This is a genomic window from Streptomyces sp. NPDC000594, from assembly GCF_040299965.1.
In the GTDB taxonomy this organism is placed as follows: Bacteria; Actinomycetota; Actinomycetes; order Streptomycetales; family Streptomycetaceae; genus Streptomyces.
This window is the reverse complement of sequence record NZ_JBEPCY010000045.1, coordinates 43812-58767: the sequence shown is the minus strand read 5'-3', so window position 1 is coordinate 58767 and position 14956 is coordinate 43812. Positions and strand designations below refer to the sequence as shown.

The window sequence follows — 14956 nt, the reverse complement described above, 5'->3', positions numbered from 1 at the left end:
ACCAGGTCGAAGCGCTCCAGCAGTTCGGCCGCGACCCGCTGTCCCTCCCGGCGGGGGAGATGGTGCAGATCCGCCATGAGGAGCATGTTCTCCTCACCGGTGATCAGACCGTCGACGGCGGAGAACTGCCCGGTGACACCGATCGCCCCCCGCACCGCCCGGGGATCGGTGGCCAGATCGTGGCCACCGACCCGCAGCTCACCACCGTCGGCGGAGATGAGGGTGGAGAGGATCTTCACGGCGGTGGTCTTGCCCGCGCCGTTCGGACCGAGCAGGGAGAAGATCGTTCCTTCGGGGACGGCCAGATCGATGCCGTCGAGCACCGTCCTGTCCCCGTAGGACTTGCGCAGCCCCCGGGCCGAGATCGCGAGGGGGCGGGATGTCGTGGTCGTCATGGCGCAGAGCGTGCGGCAGGGCGCGTTCAACACGGTTTCACGCCGGTTTCAGTGCCCTGAAGCCCCTGAAACCCTGGGCGTCCTGGGCGCCTCTGGCATCCCTGGCGCCAGCGGTCGCCCCGGGTGCTCCGGATGCCCCGGGTGCTCCGCCGGGCGGGCGGGTGTGTCCGAGGCGGTCGGTACCGTGGTGGATGTGGAGCTCTCCGACCTTGCCCGGCTGCGCCGGTCCCGTGACGCGATCGACCGTGACTACGCCTCCCCGCTGGATGTCCCGGCGCTGGCGCGGGTGGCGCTCATGTCGGCCGGCCACTTCTCGCGCAGCTTCCGCGCCGCCTTCGGGGAGACCCCGTACAGCTATCTCATGACCCGCCGCATCGAGCGGGCCAAAGCACTGCTGCGGCGGGGCGACCTCTCGGTGACGGACGTCTGCATGGCGGTCGGCTGTACCTCGCTGGGCTCCTTCAGCTCACGCTTCACCGAGCTGGTCGGGGAGAGCCCCAGTGCCTACCGGGCCCGGGACCACGGGCCGGGGGCCGCCATCCCCGCCTGTGTCGCCAAGGTCCGCACCCGGCCGGTCAGAAAGGGCGAGGCGGGAAGCGGCGGGGCGGGAAGGGGCGGGGCCGGGGAGGGGGAGGCCGGAGCGGGAGTGGTCAGGAATGGAGAAGCGAGGACCGCCGGGCGCACGTAGCGTGACGTTCATGGACATCACGCTTGCACAGTGCTTCATCGCCGTTGACGACCACGACAAGGCACTCGCCTTCTACCGCGACGCGCTCGGGCTCGTCGTCCGCAACGATGTCGCCTTCGAGGGGATGCGCTGGGTGACCGTCGGCTCCCCGGCCCAGCCGGATGTGGAGATCGTCCTCGAACCGCCCCTCGCCGACCCGAACGCCTCGGACGCCGACCGGCGGGCGGTGGCCGAGCTGCTGGCCAAGGGGATGCTGCGCGGCGTCATCTTCCGGACCGCCGACTGCGACGCCACCTTCGAGCGGATCCGCGCCGCGGGTGGTGAGGTGATCCAGGAGCCGATGGACCAGCCGTACGGCGTGCGCGACTGCGCCTTCCGCGACCCGTCGGGGAACATGCTGCGCTTCACCCAGCCGCAGGGCGCGTAGGTCCGGTCGAATCCCGCGCCGTTTCGTCCCATCCCGTCCCGTCCCGCCCCGTCCTGTCCCGGAGACGCCACCGGGAGAGGCCCTGCCGCCGGCCGCTCAGACGGTGGCGGGGCGGGTCCAGAGAGTGATCCCGCTGCTGGTGGCGACCACCAGCGTGCGGCCGGAGGGGGAGAAGCCCGCAGCGCGGAGCGTCGAGTGGCGGGAGTGGAGGATGTGCCAGCACATCCCGCCCGGCGGGCCCTGATCGATACGGCCGCCGGGGCCGAAGAGGATCACCCGGTCATGGGGCCAGTCGGGGCGTACGACCTCCACCGTCCAGCCGCCGCCGGCCCCGGTGTGCAGACCTCCGCCATGGAGACCGGCGATCCGGACCGGCACGCCCGCGACCGGGCCGAGCCCCGGACAGACCAGGTCGGGGCTGTCCTCGGGGTCCGTGAGCGGGTCACGGTCCCGTGCGATCCGCTCGCCGGTGACCGCGGAGAGGAGGCCGTGCCCGGTGCTGGAGACCACCATCACCAGATCGTGCCCGGTCTCCGGATGGACCGCGAAGCCGATGCCGAGCAGACCGCCGACGGCGATCTCCCCCGTGTGAACCGCCCGCCAGGGCTCGGGCGCGGGCACCACCGGCGCGGCGAGATACAGCTCCCGCAGCCGCTGCTGATACTCCGTGATCACTGGGGTTCCTCGGACGACGCGGGCGGCTCGGGCGATACGGGCAATACGGGCGGTACGGCGGGCGGTACGGCCGGGGAAAAGCCCCCGGGCCGCGTTCCCTGGACGCCCCCGCGCGCCCAGGGGCCGTGGCCCGGGGAAGTGTTCAGCGAACGTCGATCTGGTCGCCCGCCGCGTTGACCGCCGGCGTGGTGGCCGTACCGGCGAAGGCGTAGCGGTAGAAGCCGTCGCTCGACGCCTTCACCGTGGTCTTCAGATTGCCCTTGCTGTCGGTCTTGATCGTCTTGACCGTGGTGTACGTGTTGCTGGTGGCCTTGCGGAACTGGAGGTTCACCGACTGGTCGGCGTACCCGGAGTACTTGTACGTCTCCCAGTTGGCGCGGGTCAAGGCGCCGGTGACGGTGATCGTCGCGTTCTGGGCGACGGGCTCCGGGGCGGCGTTGACCGTGAGCTTGGAGGCGCGCTGGACCGAGAAGGTCTTGGCGTTGGTCTTCTCCAGCGACTCGCCGTCATTGGCGATCACCGTGGCGGAGACCTTCCAGGCGTTGCCCGCCAGCTTGTTGTAGTACAGGTCCGCACGCGGGTCGATGATGAACTTCCCGGTGCAGGTCGAGGTCGTACCGGAGGTGCAGGAGGCCTCCAGGTTGTCCTCCAGGATCAGGCCGTCCGGCTCCTCGAAGTTGGAGCCGTGCCAGAGCAGCGGGAGGGCCATGTAGATGCCCTCGGGGTGCTTGGCCTTGAAGGTGACGGTGACCGTCTTCTTCTCGGTGGTGCCGAGGACGATCGCCTTGCCGCCGTTGACCACGACATCGGAGATGGTGGGCAGCTGGGCCGCGCCGGGCTTGGCGGCCAGGACATCGGCCTGGGCCACGGGGACGGTGAGCGCGGTCAGCGCCAGGGCGCCGGTCAGAGCGACGGCCGATACACGAGATCGCATGTACATCCCAGTTCAGAGGGGGCGCCGCGGCGTCATGGGACATACGCCGTCCAGGTGCCCGGAGGACTTAATGAGTCAGAGACTCGTACATCCAGACACAGGACAGCGAAAAATGGTTGTACAAGATTCTGAGAGATTGATGAGAAGGATCGCCTCCAGGCGACTCAGAATCCGATGAACTCGCAGGTCAGCGAAGGTTCATCAACTTCTTGAAGTACGCACGGGGCCATCGTCTATCACCGCGTGATGGCTCGTCACCCACCCCGCGATCACATACCCCCTCGCTCCACCACATCAACTCCGCGCCAAACGTCGGTTTTCAGCCATCCCCTGAAGGTGCCCGACCCGCCCGACAAGACGACACGCCGTGGCGCTCGCACATCTGTACGTACCACCCGCATGACGAATTGCCGCCCTTACGGCCTATCAGATGATGTGCCCCCGAAGCCCCTTGCCCGTGGCGCACTTATCGCTCCCCGCCGGCGGTGCCGGACCGGCACCCCGCGCACGCCGTACCACCCTCCGGCGTGTCGTCCGCGCCCGGCGCACCACCGGCCCCCAACAGGCGCCCGCCATCTGGGAATCCCCGGAAAAGCCGTTGCAGACGGAAGCGCGCACCGACCGGAACCACAGCATCCGGGACCCTGAGGGCACCCGGTCCACAGCACCCCCCAGGCGGCCGAAGTGGCGGAAATGGCCTGTTGGAAGCCGTATCACGGCTGATTACTATGCGCCTTAGTTGATCGATCGCACGGCGGAACCGCTCCCTGCACGGCCGATGCACACCGGCAGTCGCGGATTCCGTCGAGCACACTCCGCAAAGCCCCCGCCCGTCCGGATCCGCCGTCCGGATCCCCACCGGACGGGTGGCCCGACGCCGTCCCCGTCCCTGTCCCCGTCCCCGTCCCCGTCCCCGTCCCCGTCCCCGTCCCCGTCCCATGATGCAGAGAGGTGGCCGAAGGTGGGGCCCGAGCTGACCGTTCCGCCGTTCTTCTCCCCGATACCCCCCGCCATCCACCCCCGGCACGCCGCCATCGACGCCCGGACCACCGCATGGGCGCACTCCATGGGCATCGGCACCGATGAGCTGCGCGCCCGGCTGGTCAGCCATGACATCGGCACCTTCTCCGCCATGATCCTCCCCGAGGGCCGGGAGGAAGTCGTCTCCCTCCTCTCGGACTTCGTCCTCTGGCTGTTCGGCGTGGACGACGGCTGCTGCGAGGAGAGCGACCTCGGCCACCGCCCGGGGGAGCTGGTCGCGGTGCTCCACCGGCTGCTCCGTATCGCCCAGAACCCCGAGATCCCCCTGCTCACCGAGGATCCGCTGGCCATCGGGGTACGGGATCTGCGCGCCCGGATCTCCCGCCACGGCACCCATGGGCAGACCGCCCGCTGGATCGACGCGCTGCGCGAGTACTTCTTCTCCGTCGCCTGGGAGGCCGAGCACCGCCGCGCCGGAACCGTCCCGGATCTCAACGACTACACCCTGATGCGCCTCTACGACGGCGCGACCACGGTGGTCCTCCCCCTGCTGGAGATGGCCCATGGGTACGAGCTCCAGCCGCACGAGCGCGACAGCCCCGCCACCCGCGCCGCCGCCGAGATGGCGTCCTACGTCATCACCTGGGACAACGACCTCCTCTCCCACCACAAGGAGAGCCGGAGCACGGGCTACTGGCTCAATGTGCTGCGGGTCCTGGAACACCACCACGGGCTGACCCCCGACGCCGCCCTCACCACCGCCGTCGCCCAGCGCGACCGGGTGATGTGCCTCTTCCTGCGGCTGCGCCGGGCGATGGCGGCGACCGCGAGCCCGCAGCTCCGGCGCTACCTCGACAGCCTCGCCCACTTCATCCGGGGGTCGCAGGAGTGGGGGATCAGCTCCCTGCGGTACACCACCCCGCACGATCCGGCCCGGCTCCCGACCTTCTTCACGGAGACACCGACCGACGGCAGCGACGCCCCGCTGGACATCCCGGTCATCACCTGGTGGTGGGAGCTGCCCCAGCTCGCCGCAGCGGCGGCCGATGAGACGGTCGTCGCCCTGGCCCACCGGGCCCCGGTGGTCCCGGCAGCGGTACCGGCGGAGGCCCTGGCGGTCTGAGTCCGCAGACCAGGGGTGGCTGGTCAGGGGTGGCGGGTCAGGGGCGTTCCAGCGCCGGGGGCAGCGGCAGCCGGTGGAGCACGTCGAGCCGGGACACGGCACGGGTGAGCACCACATAGAGACGGTTCGGCCCGCGCTCCTCCGCCGCCGCGATCAGGGCGGGTTCGACCACCACCACATGGTCGTACTCCAGCCCCTTGGCCCGGACGGCGGGCAGTACGGTCACCCGCGCGCCCGAGGCCTCCTCCAGCAGGTCCGCCTCGACGCCCCCGGCGCGCAGCGCCCCGTACAGCCCGGGAACGGCCCCGGAGTCGGCGATCACCCCGACCGAGCCCGGCCGGGCGAGCGCCGAGCGCACCGCGCCGACCACCGCCCCGGTGAGATCGTCCACCCGGCGGACCGTCAGCTCCCCGTCCCGGCGCAGCGAACGGGGGGTCGGGACGGTGACACCGAGCCCGTCCAGCAGCCGCCCGGCCAGCTCCAGCACCGGGGCGGGCACCCGGTAACCGGTGGTCAGCGGGATCACCGGGGCCTCGGGACGGCCCAGCCGGGTCAGCTGGGCGCGCCAGTCGCGGGCCGCCCAGGGGGTGGTGCCCTGGGCCAGGTCGCCGAGGACGGTGAGCGCGCCCGAGGCGGATCGCCGGGCGACGGCCCGGCACTCCATCGGCGACAGGTCCTGGGCCTCGTCCACCACGACATGGGCGTATCCGGCGGGGCGTTCGACCAGCCCGGCGATCTCGTCCAGCAGCAGCAGATCGGCGGCGGTCCACCGGGCCGTGCGGTACGAGCGCGGGGGCGCGGGCCACCGGAGGGCGGCGCGCTCGCCGGGGGTGAACGCCGGGTCGGCCGGGTCGGTCAGCACCTCGGTGAGCACCTCCTCGGGCACGGCGCGGGGCCAGACGGCGTCCACCCAGGCGCGGACCGCCCGCCCGGAGCCGATCCGGCGGGCCCAGCCCTCGTTCCGGGGCCCGGAGCGGCGTTCGGCGAGATCCCGTACGGCGCGGACCGCCAGGGCCCGGACCCGTTCCCGGCCGACGGCGTACGGCAGGGGCTCGGCGCGTACCCCGGCGACGATCCGCTCGATCTCCTCGCGCGCCACCCGCCAGCGGTGGGAGCCGTCGGGGACGGTGAGATCGCCGGAGGGCGCGGTGATCCGGGCGCGCAGGGCCCGGCGCAGCACCCCGGCCATCCGGGCGTCGTGCTTGAGCGCCAGGGCCTCGGGGGTGTCCTGGGCGCGGATCTCCTGGCGGGCGATCTCCTCCAGCAGGGTGGACTGGCGGATGTTCCGCTCGCCGAGCGAGGGGAGGACCGAGGAGATGTACGTGAGGAAGGCCCGGTCGGGGCCGAGGACCAGCACGCCGCCTCGGCGCAGCAGCCGGGGGTGGGTGTAGAGGAGATAGGCGGCGCGGTGCAGTCCGACGGCGGTCTTGCCGGTGCCGGGGGCGCCCTGAACGCAGAGGGAGCCGTCGGGGCCCGCGCGCACGATGTCGTCCTGCTCGGGCTGGAGGGTGGCGGCGATATCCCGCATGGGGCCGGTACGGGGGCGTTCGATCTCCCGGGTGAGCAGGGCGGAGGGGCCGTCACCGGGGGCGGTGGGGGTACGGGGGCGGATGAGGTGTTCGTCCTCCAGGGAGGTGAGTTCGGCGGGGGCGCCGGGGCGGGGCGCGGCCCAGCCGAAGCGGCGGCGGCGGGCGACGCCGTGCGGGTCGCGGGCGTCGGCCTGGTAGAAGGCGCGGGCGATGGGGGCGCGCCAGTCGATCACCAGGGGCGGGGCGGCGGGGTACTCGGTGATCCGGCGGCGGCCGATGTGATGGCTCCGGCCGGCATCCGCGCTCCCGGGTGCGCCGGATGCCCCGGGTGCGTCGGGCTCGCCGGGTGCCCCGGGTGCGTCGGGCCCGTCGGGTGTCCCGGGTGCCTCGGGCCTCTCGGGGGCGAAGTCGAGCCGCCCGAAGAAGAGCGGGCCGTCCGGCTCCTCCCGTACCTCCCGGGCCCGGGAGCGCAGATGCCGGCCGAGCACCTCGGCGTCGGCACCGGAGGCGAAGGCGTGCTCCCCGACGCGGACCTGGTCGTCGGCCTCCTGGGCCATGCGCGCCAGTGCGGCGCGGCACTTCTCGTGATGGGCGCGCTCCTGGTGCAGCGCGGGGCTGAGGTCGTCGTCGCTCACCCCTCCCACCCTAGGGCAACCGAGTAACTTTTTTAACCGAGTATCACTTTCGGGGGGCTGTGCCGTTCCCGGCGTGGGCTCACTCCGTGCCGATGCCCCGGGCGAGCTGCTCGAAGGCCAGCCGGGTCGCCGCCTCGGCCTCCGGGCGCACCTCCTCCGCGCTCTCCCCCGCCAGGATCCGCCGGGCGTTCTCCTCCGCCAGGATCCGCAGCACGGCCACGATCTGGCCCGCGGCGAGCCGGGCGCGTACCCCTGGGCCGAGCGCCTCGGCCAGGGCCCGTTCCGACCGGCCCTGGAAGGCGTACAACCGGGCGACCAGGCTCGGCGTCCCGTACACCAGCCGGTGGAACGCGAGCACCTCGGGCAGGTCGTTCAGCCCGGTCACCGGGTCGCGGCGGGCCAGCCCGTCGAGGACGTACCGCTCCAGCGCCGCGAGGGGGGTGGCGCCGGGGGGGCGGGTGCGGACCGCGCGGGCGGGGTCCGTCTCGTGGTCGGCGAACCGGTGCAGTACGAGGTCTTCCTTGGCGGGGAAGTAGCGGAAGAGGGTGGGCTTGGAGACGTCGGCGGCGGCGGCGATCTCGGTGACGGGGACGGCGTCGAAGCCGCGCGCCAGGAAGAGGGCGATGGCCGTGTCGGAGATCGTCTGGCGGGTGCGCCGCCGCTTCCGCTCGCGCAGACCTTCGCCCGGCGCCCCGTCCCGTACCGCCTCACCACTCATGCGCCGAGCCTACGACCCCGAGCCCCTCGGCCCCGAGACACCTCGGGCACACGTCGGGGCCAGCCCCGAACCCCGCGCCTCAATCTCCCCCAGACTCCGGGGGGGGACCCCATGGGGCTGATTTTCCTGAAGCCACCGTCGGGGCCGGGGTGCCATTTTTCAGCCCGTCCGGCGATTGAGGACAGACCCCGGCCCCGAGACACCTCGGGCACACCGTCGCGCACATGTAAGCCCGTCCGGCGATTGAGGACGGACCTCGGCCCCGAGTCACCTCGGGCGGACGTCGGGGCCAGCCCCGAACCCCGCGCCTCAAACTCCCCCAGACTCCGTCCGGGGGGACCCCCACGAGGCTGAATGTTGAGGCCCCGCGCCTCAAACTCCCCCAGACTCCGTCCGGGGGGACCCCCACGGAGCTTGATCTACCTGCCCGGAGGGCCCGAGGCGGCTGGGCCCGGGCCGTCAGAAGACGTCCGGGCACCACGGCCGCACCGGCGTGCGGAAGACGCGTTCCGCCAGCCGCACGGCACCGGCGCGGGACTCCTCCAGCGCCCCCACCGCGGCCAGCCGCAGGGGCGACGCGTCCCCCAGATAGAGCGCGGCCAGCGCGTCCACGCCCAGGGTCAGGTCCGCGCTCTCGTCCGTGGGCGCCGCGGAGGCGCCGTCCGGGGAGACCTCCAGGCGGTAGCGGCCCGCCGCGAGGCCGAGTGGGTCGTGGATGTCGAGGACCAGCCCGGCGGAGGTGTCGTACGTCCGGGACTCCAGCGCCCGGGGGACATCCAGCACCCGCAGCCACAAGCCGTCGACCAGCGAGGTCGCCTGCGCCGCACGGGCGTCCGGCAGCAGCAGCGGCAGCAGGTCGTCGGGGGACCGGCGCCCGGTGCGGACGGCGGTGACCCAGTCCAGGGAGCAGACGAAGTGCCAGAGCGCCCGCTCGGCGTCCGGGGTCAGCGCCAGCAGATCCCGGACCCGTACCGTGCCCCGGGGCTGCTTGGCGTCGCTCCACTCGCCGTCGGAGGCGAAGACGGCCAGCCCCTCCACCTCACCCGACGCCGAGCGGTACAGCGCGTACAGCGGCTCGGTCCATTCAGTGCTGGGCACCGTGATCTCGCCGGTCTGGATCCGCCACCAGCGTTCGTTACGGCTGACCAGGCCGGGTACCAGCGCCGCGACCCGCTCATGCAGTACCGGGCCCTCGGTACGGACCTCCGCCGCGTCCACCAGGTCGATCCGGCCGGACCCGGGGAGGGGCCGGCTCCGGTCCAGCCCGCCGCGGAGCAGATCCACCGTCCACTCCGCGATCCAGGTGGCGACGCCGAAGCCGTACCGGCCGTAGATCGGGTACTCCGCGGAGATCAGCGAGGCGAGCACATCGCCGCGCTCCTTCGCCGCCGCCAGATCCTCCGTGATCATCCGGCTGAGCAGCCCCCGGCGGCGGTGGGTGGCACTGACACTGACATTGGTGATCGCGTTGGTGGGGATCCGGGCGCCGCCCGGGGCCGCGACCCACTGCGGAAAGGTGCGGTACGTGGCCACCCAGCGCCCGCCGTCGACGACCCCGGTGGTGCGGTCCAGGTCCACTCCCCCGCGCCGCCCGGTCATCTCCTCCTCGGAGGCTGTGGGCGGCATGAGGAACCCGGTGCGGAACGCCCGCATCCACTCGGGGAACTCGGACTCGGTGACCTTGCGGATCTCAGGACTCATGAACCCACGCTAGGGGGGACCGGTTCAGAAAGTCGCCCGGATTTCCCCGACCTCGGCCGCGCCGCCCAGCAAGGGGGCACGGCCTATCCGGGTCCGCACCGGCGCGTCGACCCCGAGCAGGGCCAGCGCACGGGCGAGCACGGGCCCGAGGGCCCGCCCGGCACCGTCGTCGATCTTGAAGGCGAGGGCCCGGCCGTCGGACAGCGCCACCGCCTGGACGGCCTCGGCACCCATCTTGGAGAGGGTCCCGGGAACCTCGGTCATCAGCCAGGTGTCCGGGCGGCGGGTGCCCGCCACATACTCGGGGTGGGTCCGCATGGCGTCCGCGACCCGCCGCCCCGGGCTCCCGGGAGCGCCGAGGACCAGGGAGCGGAAGGCGCGCGCCAGCCCGGTGAGACCGATCGCCATCAGCGGCGCGCCACAGCCGTCGGTGCCCACGGCGGCGACCGGCTCGCCCGCCGCCGCCTCCAGCTCGGTGCGGACCAGCCGCTGGAGCGGGTGGTCCGGGTCGAGATAGCTCCGCGTCTCCCAGCCGTTGAGGGCGCAGGCCGCGAGCATCGCGGCGTGCTTGCCCGAACAGTTCATGGTGACCTTGTCCCGGACCAGGCCACGGGCGAGATAGTGCTCGGCCTCGGTGGGGTCCAGCGGCAGATCCGGCGGGGTCTGGAGGTCCGCCGGCTCAAGACCCCACTCGGCGAGCATCTTGCGGACCAGGTCCAGGTGGAACTGCTCACCGGAGTGGCTGGCGGCGGCCAGCGCCAGCCGCTCCCCGGAGAGGTCGAGACCCGACCGGAGCACGGCGGCGGCCTGGAAGGGCTTGTTGGCGGAGCGCGGGAAGACGGGGGCCGCCGGGTCGCCCAGCGCCAGCTCCACCCGGCCGTCGGCGTCGAGGACGACCAGTGAGCCGCGGTGATGGCCCTCGACAAAGCCGGAACGAACGACCTCGGCGAGGACCGGGGGTATGGCGGCAACCGGGGGTATGGCGGCAGGAGTCATCGTCGGCCTCCGTGGCGGGTGGGGGGAGGACCCGCTTCCGGAAGGATCTCTTCAGGTCAGCAGGTCGTCTACTTGCGCTTCTCCTTCACGGTACCTCCGCGCAATCTCCGCACTACAGTCGTCCGCTGTCCGCTGAAGGAGCTGCCGGCGGCGCGAGATCTGCTGCTCGTACCGGCCCAGCCGGCCCATTCCCGCGTGGAGTTCCTCATCGGTCCTGGCCGAGAGGTCCGACAGCTCCACATCGGCCAGCATGTCCGCGGCGATCCTGCGGTACTCCTCGTTCTGCGGTGTGCAGAGCGTCACATGGCGTGCGGGTCTGCGGTGCCGGGAAGGGGCGTCGGCGAGGATCTCCGAGAGCCGGTCCACGACCAGGCTGCGCACCAGCGGCGTCCGGTCGTCGGTCCGCCGGGCCAGCTCGGCGCGGAGGATGTCGATCCGCCCGTGGAGCATCCGCCGGACATAGCTGAGATCGGCCTCGTCGCGCTGGGACTCCCGGCGCAGGATGCGCAGTTCGGGCAGGCGCAGGGCGCGCAGATCGTACTGCGGCGGGTCGGTGAGGGCGTCGGTGGTCGCCCGGGGCTGGGGGGTGCGCCGGGCGGCCCGTGTCCCCACGGCCGGCACCGCCCCCACCACCGTCGGAAGCGGGAGTCCGGGAGTCGATACGGGACCGATCGGCTGCCCGGTTCCAGATGTGCTCATATGCCTGCGTCCGTCCCCTCGACCGGTGCACGGATCTCCCCGGGGGCCAGGGGGGCCGGGGTGGCGCACCGCCTGTCTGCATCGTGCCATTCCGGACGCACCCGACGCAGGTGCTCTGCACCCGTTCAGCCCCAGATAGGTTGGTCTGTATGCGTGCGGTGGTGCAGAGGGTGGACGGCGCGAGTGTCGCCGTGACGGACGGGGACGACGCCGGAACGGTCGGCGAGATCTTCGGCGAGGGGCTGTGTGTGCTGGTGGGGGTCACCCACGACGACACACCGGCGAAGGCGGCGCAGCTCGCCAGGAAACTGTGGTCGATGCGCATTCTGGAGGGCGAGAAGTCCTGCTCGGAGGTGAATGCGCCCTTGCTGGTGATTTCGCAGTTCACCCTCTACGGGGACGCCCGGAAGGGCCGCCGCCCCACCTGGAACGCGGCCGCGCCGGGTCCGGTGGCCGAACCCCTGGTGGACGAGGTGGTGCGGCAGCTGCGGGAGCTGGGGGCACGGGTGGAGACCGGCAGGTTCGGGGCGTCCATGCGGGTCTCGCTGACCAACCAGGGGCCGTTCACCGTCCTGCTGGAGGTCTGAGCCCGGCTGAAGGTCCGAGCCGGCACGGAGCCCCGTGCCGGCTGGAGGTCCGGACCCGCACGGAGCCCCGGCCCGGTGGGTGTCAGGGCTCGACCACGGTCTCCTGCGCCGCCGCCGTCGTCCCCGCGATCAGTTCCGCGTCCACCGGCACATTCCGCTTCACCAGCGCCAGCGCGATCGGCCCCAGCTCGTGGTGGCGGGCCGAGGTGGTGACGAAGCCCAGCTTCCGGCCCTCCTCGCCGTCCGCCGCCAGCCGGATCGGGGTGCCCGGCGCCGGCAGCAGCACTTCGCTCCCGTCCAGGTGGAGGAAGACCAGCCGGCGCGGCGGCTTGCCGAGGTTCTGCACCCGGGCGACGGTCTCCTGCCCCCGGTAGCAGCCCTTCTGGAGGTGGACGGCGGTACCGATCCAGCCCAGCTCGTGCGGGATGGTGCGATGGTCGGTCTCGAAGCCGACCCGCGGCCGGTGGCCCTCCACCCGCAGCGCCTCGTACGCCAGGATCCCGGCGAGCGGGCCGTGCGCGGCGGCGTACTCCTCCAGCTTCTCCCGGGGCAGGAAGAGATCCCGGCCGTACGCGGTCTCCCGGACCACGGCGCCCTCGGGCACCTCGGCGATCGACCCGGCGGGGAGATGGACCACCGCGGTGTCGTCCGTACGGTCGGCGACCTCGACCCGGTAGAAGAACTTCATCGACTCCAGATAGGCCACCAGCTCGCCCTGGGTCCCGGGCTCGACATGGGCCCAGACGGTGTCCCCGGTGTCGACCAGATAGAGGGCGTGCTCGATATGGCCGTTGGAGGAGAGGATCAGCGCCTCGGTCGCCCGCCCCACCGGCAGCTCGGTCATGTGCTGGGTGAGCAGCAGATGGAGCCAGCTGAGCCGGTCCTCGCCGGTGACGGCGATCACGCCGCGGTGGGAGAGGTCGACCAGGCCCGCGCCGTCGGCGAGGGAGCGCTGTTCACGGAAGAGGTCGCCGTAGTGCGCGGCGACACCTTCGTCGGCTCCCTCGGCGGGGACCGCGCCGGGCTGGGACAGCAGAGGGCTCTTCACAGAGGACATGGGGAAAGCCTACGACTCGGTAGTTGAAGCCTCAGCCGTGCAGGAGCGGCAGCGGCCGAAGATCGCGAAGTGCTTGAGATCGGTGTCGAAGCCGAAGCTCTCCCGGAGCTTGGCGGTGAACTCCGCCGCGCACTCGACATCGGCCTCGATCACCCCCGTACAGTCCCGGCAGACCAGATGGATGTGGTGGTGCCGGTCGGCCAGGTGGTACGTGGGGGCGCCGTGGCCGAGGTGGGCGTGGGAGACCAGGCCCAGCTCCTCCAGCAGCTCCAGGGTCCGGTAGACCGTGGAGATATTGATCCCGGCGGCGGTTTTCCGCACCTCGCAGAGGATGCCGTCGGGGGTCGCGTGATCCAGCGCGTCGACGGCCTCCAGTACCAGCTGTCGCTGGGGCGTCAGGCGGTAGCCGCGCCGCCGCAGGTCGCTCTTCCAGTCGGTGCTCACCACGCGTACCAGTGTAGGCAGGCGGATCGCGAACGCCCCCGGCTCGACGGAAACCGGGGGCGTGCGGGGTGCGGCTCAGCGGAGCGCGCGGCTCGGCGAGGGGACCGGCTCAGCGGAAGAAGGCGATGCCGTCGTCCGGAAGGTCACCGAGGTCCTTGGCCCAGGACTCGACCTCCTCGGGGGTGACGGTACGGGCGGCCGTGACCTTCTTCAGATGCGCGGACATGTACGGCCGCAGCGGGACCTCGGGGGTGGCCTTCTCGCCCACCCACATCAGGTCGCTCTTCACATAGCCGTAGAGCCGCTTGCCACCGCTGTACGGGCCGGACGCGGCGGTACGGGCCACGGCGTCGGTCGCCAGGTCGATCTGCGGCTTCTGGTCGGCCAGCTCGCCGTACCAGACCTCCACGATGCCCTGGTCACGGACCATGACGATCTCGACCTTGCGGTCCTTGTCGATCCGCCAGTAGCCGTGCTCGCTCTCCAGCGGCTTGACCTGGTTCCCCTCGGCGTCCAGCACCCAGGAGTGCGAGGCGTACTCAAGGAAGTCACGGCCGTCGTGGCTGAAGGTGACGGACTGGCCGAAGTTGCACTTCTCGGCGCCCGGGAAGTCGGCGACACCCGCGCCCTCCCAGGTACCGAGGAGGAAGGCGAGGGGGACGAGGTCCGGGTTGAGGTCGGACGGAATCTCGATCATGGGCAGCTCTGGCGATCTGTAGAGGCGAGGTGGGATGCGGCCGGCCGGGACGTCAGCGCTGGCCCTGGTACAGCTTCTTCACGGTCAGCAGGGCGAAGGCGCCGACGCCGATGCAGACCAGGACCAGCAGGGCTTCGAAAAACAGCTGCACGGAGTGCTCCTCGGGTGCGCGATGGGCGTTGTACGGGCCGGGCACCAGCCTAATGGGTGGGGGCCCGGCCCTCTCTGCGAGGGCGCCCCCGCACCGGTCCGGCGCGCCGGGGGGCGGGGCCGGGGCCGGACTACAGTTCGGGCCATGGACAAGAAGCTCGTGATCAAGGTGACCGCAGGTGCCGACGGACCGGAGCGCTGCTCCCAGGCGTTCACCGTGGCGGCCGTCGCCGTCGCCAGCGGGGTCGAGGTCTCGCTCTGGCTGACCGGCGAGTCCACATGGTTCGCGCTGCCGGGCCGGGCGGCGGAGTTCGAGCTGCCGCACGCGGCCCCGCTGCCGGATCTGATCGAGTCGATCCAGGCGGGGGGCGGCACGATCACCGTCTGCACCCAGTGCGCGGCCCGCCGGGACATCGGGGAGGGCGACCTGATCGAGGGGGCGCGGATCGCCGGGGCGCAGGTCTTCGTCGGCGAGATCATGGCGGACGGCGTCCAGGCGCTCGTCTACTGACACCCGCGC

Annotated in this window: 16 protein-coding genes; 5 read left to right on the top strand and 11 right to left on the bottom strand. The window is 72.2% G+C overall.

What is annotated here, in order from left to right:
* Window positions 1-395, bottom strand: a 395-nt coding sequence (locus ABT354_RS34950) for an ATP-binding cassette domain-containing protein (RefSeq protein WP_351501426.1), incomplete at its 3' end; no start/stop codon positions are given.
* A gap of 187 nt (window positions 396-582) precedes the next feature.
* Between ABT354_RS34950 and ABT354_RS34945 the strand changes: the two genes are divergently transcribed.
* Both ABT354_RS34945 and ABT354_RS34940 read left to right on the top strand, forming a co-directional pair.
* A complete protein-coding gene (locus ABT354_RS34945; protein ID WP_502983561.1) occupies window positions 583-1083 on the top strand; it encodes a helix-turn-helix transcriptional regulator in 501 nt (166 codons plus the stop codon).
* Window positions 1084-1093: 10 nt separating this feature from the next.
* Window positions 1094-1510 (top strand): VOC family protein, encoded by a 417-nt coding sequence (locus tag ABT354_RS34940; protein WP_351501422.1) that lies wholly within the window; start codon window positions 1094-1096, stop codon window positions 1508-1510.
* Between the two features lie 96 nt (window positions 1511-1606).
* Here ABT354_RS34940 and ABT354_RS34935 read toward each other — a convergent pair whose 3' ends face one another.
* Both ABT354_RS34935 and ABT354_RS34930 read right to left on the bottom strand, forming a co-directional pair.
* Window positions 1607-2185 (bottom strand): hypothetical protein, encoded by a 579-nt coding sequence (locus ABT354_RS34935; protein WP_351501420.1) that lies wholly within the window; start codon window positions 2183-2185, stop codon window positions 1607-1609.
* 142 nt (window positions 2186-2327) lie between these two features.
* Window positions 2328-3119 (bottom strand): calcium-binding protein, encoded by a 792-nt coding sequence (locus ABT354_RS34930; protein ID WP_351501418.1) that lies wholly within the window; start codon window positions 3117-3119, stop codon window positions 2328-2330.
* 961 nt (window positions 3120-4080) lie between these two features.
* Here ABT354_RS34930 and ABT354_RS34925 point away from each other — a divergent pair.
* Complete coding sequence (locus ABT354_RS34925) at window positions 4081-5223, top strand: selina-4(15),7(11)-diene synthase (protein ID WP_351501416.1); 1143 nt, start codon at window positions 4081-4083, stop codon at window positions 5221-5223.
* Window positions 5224-5260: 37 nt separating this feature from the next.
* Here ABT354_RS34925 and ABT354_RS34920 read toward each other — a convergent pair whose 3' ends face one another.
* The 5 genes from ABT354_RS34920 to ABT354_RS34900 all read right to left on the bottom strand — a co-directional run bounded on the left by ABT354_RS34920 (window position 5261) and on the right by ABT354_RS34900 (window position 11501).
* The gene (locus ABT354_RS34920; RefSeq protein ID WP_351501414.1) at window positions 5261-7387 is read right to left on the bottom strand and encodes a HelD family protein; all 2127 of its coding nucleotides are present in this window, start codon (window positions 7385-7387) and stop codon (window positions 5261-5263) included.
* A gap of 79 nt (window positions 7388-7466) precedes the next feature.
* Complete coding sequence (locus ABT354_RS34915) at window positions 7467-8105, bottom strand: TetR family transcriptional regulator (RefSeq protein WP_351501412.1); 639 nt, start codon at window positions 8103-8105, stop codon at window positions 7467-7469.
* Window positions 8106-8564: 459 nt separating this feature from the next.
* A complete protein-coding gene (locus ABT354_RS34910; RefSeq protein WP_351501410.1) occupies window positions 8565-9806 on the bottom strand; it encodes a GNAT family N-acetyltransferase in 1242 nt (413 codons plus the stop codon).
* A 24-nt stretch (window positions 9807-9830) separates the two neighbouring features.
* On the bottom strand, window positions 9831-10802 hold the full coding sequence (locus ABT354_RS34905; protein ID WP_351501408.1) for an asparaginase: 972 nt from the start codon (window positions 10800-10802) through the stop codon (window positions 9831-9833).
* A 51-nt stretch (window positions 10803-10853) separates the two neighbouring features.
* Window positions 10854-11501: an RsiG family protein gene (locus ABT354_RS34900; RefSeq protein WP_351501406.1), complete on the bottom strand. Its 648-nt coding sequence runs from the start codon at window positions 11499-11501 to the stop codon at window positions 10854-10856.
* 149 nt (window positions 11502-11650) lie between these two features.
* Here ABT354_RS34900 and dtd point away from each other — a divergent pair, with 149 nt between their 5' ends.
* Complete coding sequence (dtd, locus tag ABT354_RS34895; RefSeq protein WP_351501404.1) at window positions 11651-12088, top strand: D-aminoacyl-tRNA deacylase; 438 nt, start codon at window positions 11651-11653, stop codon at window positions 12086-12088.
* An 82-nt stretch (window positions 12089-12170) separates the two neighbouring features.
* On the opposite strand, the gene ygfZ is transcribed toward dtd, so the two are convergent.
* From ygfZ to ABT354_RS34880, 3 genes are all read right to left on the bottom strand, one after another.
* Complete coding sequence (gene ygfZ, locus ABT354_RS34890; protein ID WP_351501434.1) at window positions 12171-13136, bottom strand: CAF17-like 4Fe-4S cluster assembly/insertion protein YgfZ; 966 nt, start codon at window positions 13134-13136, stop codon at window positions 12171-12173.
* Between the two features lie 18 nt (window positions 13137-13154).
* A complete protein-coding gene (locus ABT354_RS34885) occupies window positions 13155-13592 on the bottom strand; it encodes a Fur family transcriptional regulator (RefSeq protein ID WP_351501403.1) in 438 nt (145 codons plus the stop codon).
* 106 nt (window positions 13593-13698) lie between these two features.
* A complete protein-coding gene (locus tag ABT354_RS34880; RefSeq protein ID WP_351501399.1) occupies window positions 13699-14286 on the bottom strand; it encodes a heme-binding beta-barrel domain-containing protein in 588 nt (195 codons plus the stop codon).
* 295 nt (window positions 14287-14581) lie between these two features.
* Here ABT354_RS34880 and ABT354_RS34875 point away from each other — a divergent pair, with 295 nt between their 5' ends.
* A complete protein-coding gene (locus ABT354_RS34875) occupies window positions 14582-14947 on the top strand; it encodes a DsrE family protein (protein WP_351501397.1) in 366 nt (121 codons plus the stop codon).
* Window positions 14948-14956 lie beyond the last annotated feature (9 nt).

Bases quoted from the DNA above. Each gene is read 5' to 3' on its own strand.
- ABT354_RS34940 (WP_351501422.1), top strand. From the start codon at position 1,094: ATGGACATCACGCTTGCACAGTGCTTCATCGCCGTTGACGACCACGAC.
- ABT354_RS34930 (WP_351501418.1), bottom strand. From the start codon at position 3,119: ATGCGATCTCGTGTATCGGCCGTCGCTCTGACCGGCGCCCTGGCGCTG.
- ABT354_RS34915 (WP_351501412.1), bottom strand. From the start codon at position 8,105: ATGAGTGGTGAGGCGGTACGGGACGGGGCGCCGGGCGAAGGTCTGCGC.
- ABT354_RS34910 (WP_351501410.1), bottom strand. From the start codon at position 9,806: ATGAGTCCTGAGATCCGCAAGGTCACCGAGTCCGAGTTCCCCGAGTGG.
- ABT354_RS34905 (WP_351501408.1), bottom strand. From the start codon at position 10,802: ATGACTCCTGCCGCCATACCCCCGGTTGCCGCCATACCCCCGGTCCTC.
- ABT354_RS34900 (WP_351501406.1), bottom strand. From the start codon at position 11,501: ATGAGCACATCTGGAACCGGGCAGCCGATCGGTCCCGTATCGACTCCC.
- dtd (WP_351501404.1), top strand. From the start codon at position 11,651: ATGCGTGCGGTGGTGCAGAGGGTGGACGGCGCGAGTGTCGCCGTGACG.
- ABT354_RS34880 (WP_351501399.1), bottom strand. From the start codon at position 14,286: ATGATCGAGATTCCGTCCGACCTCAACCCGGACCTCGTCCCCCTCGCC.
- ABT354_RS34875 (WP_351501397.1), top strand. From the start codon at position 14,582: ATGGACAAGAAGCTCGTGATCAAGGTGACCGCAGGTGCCGACGGACCG.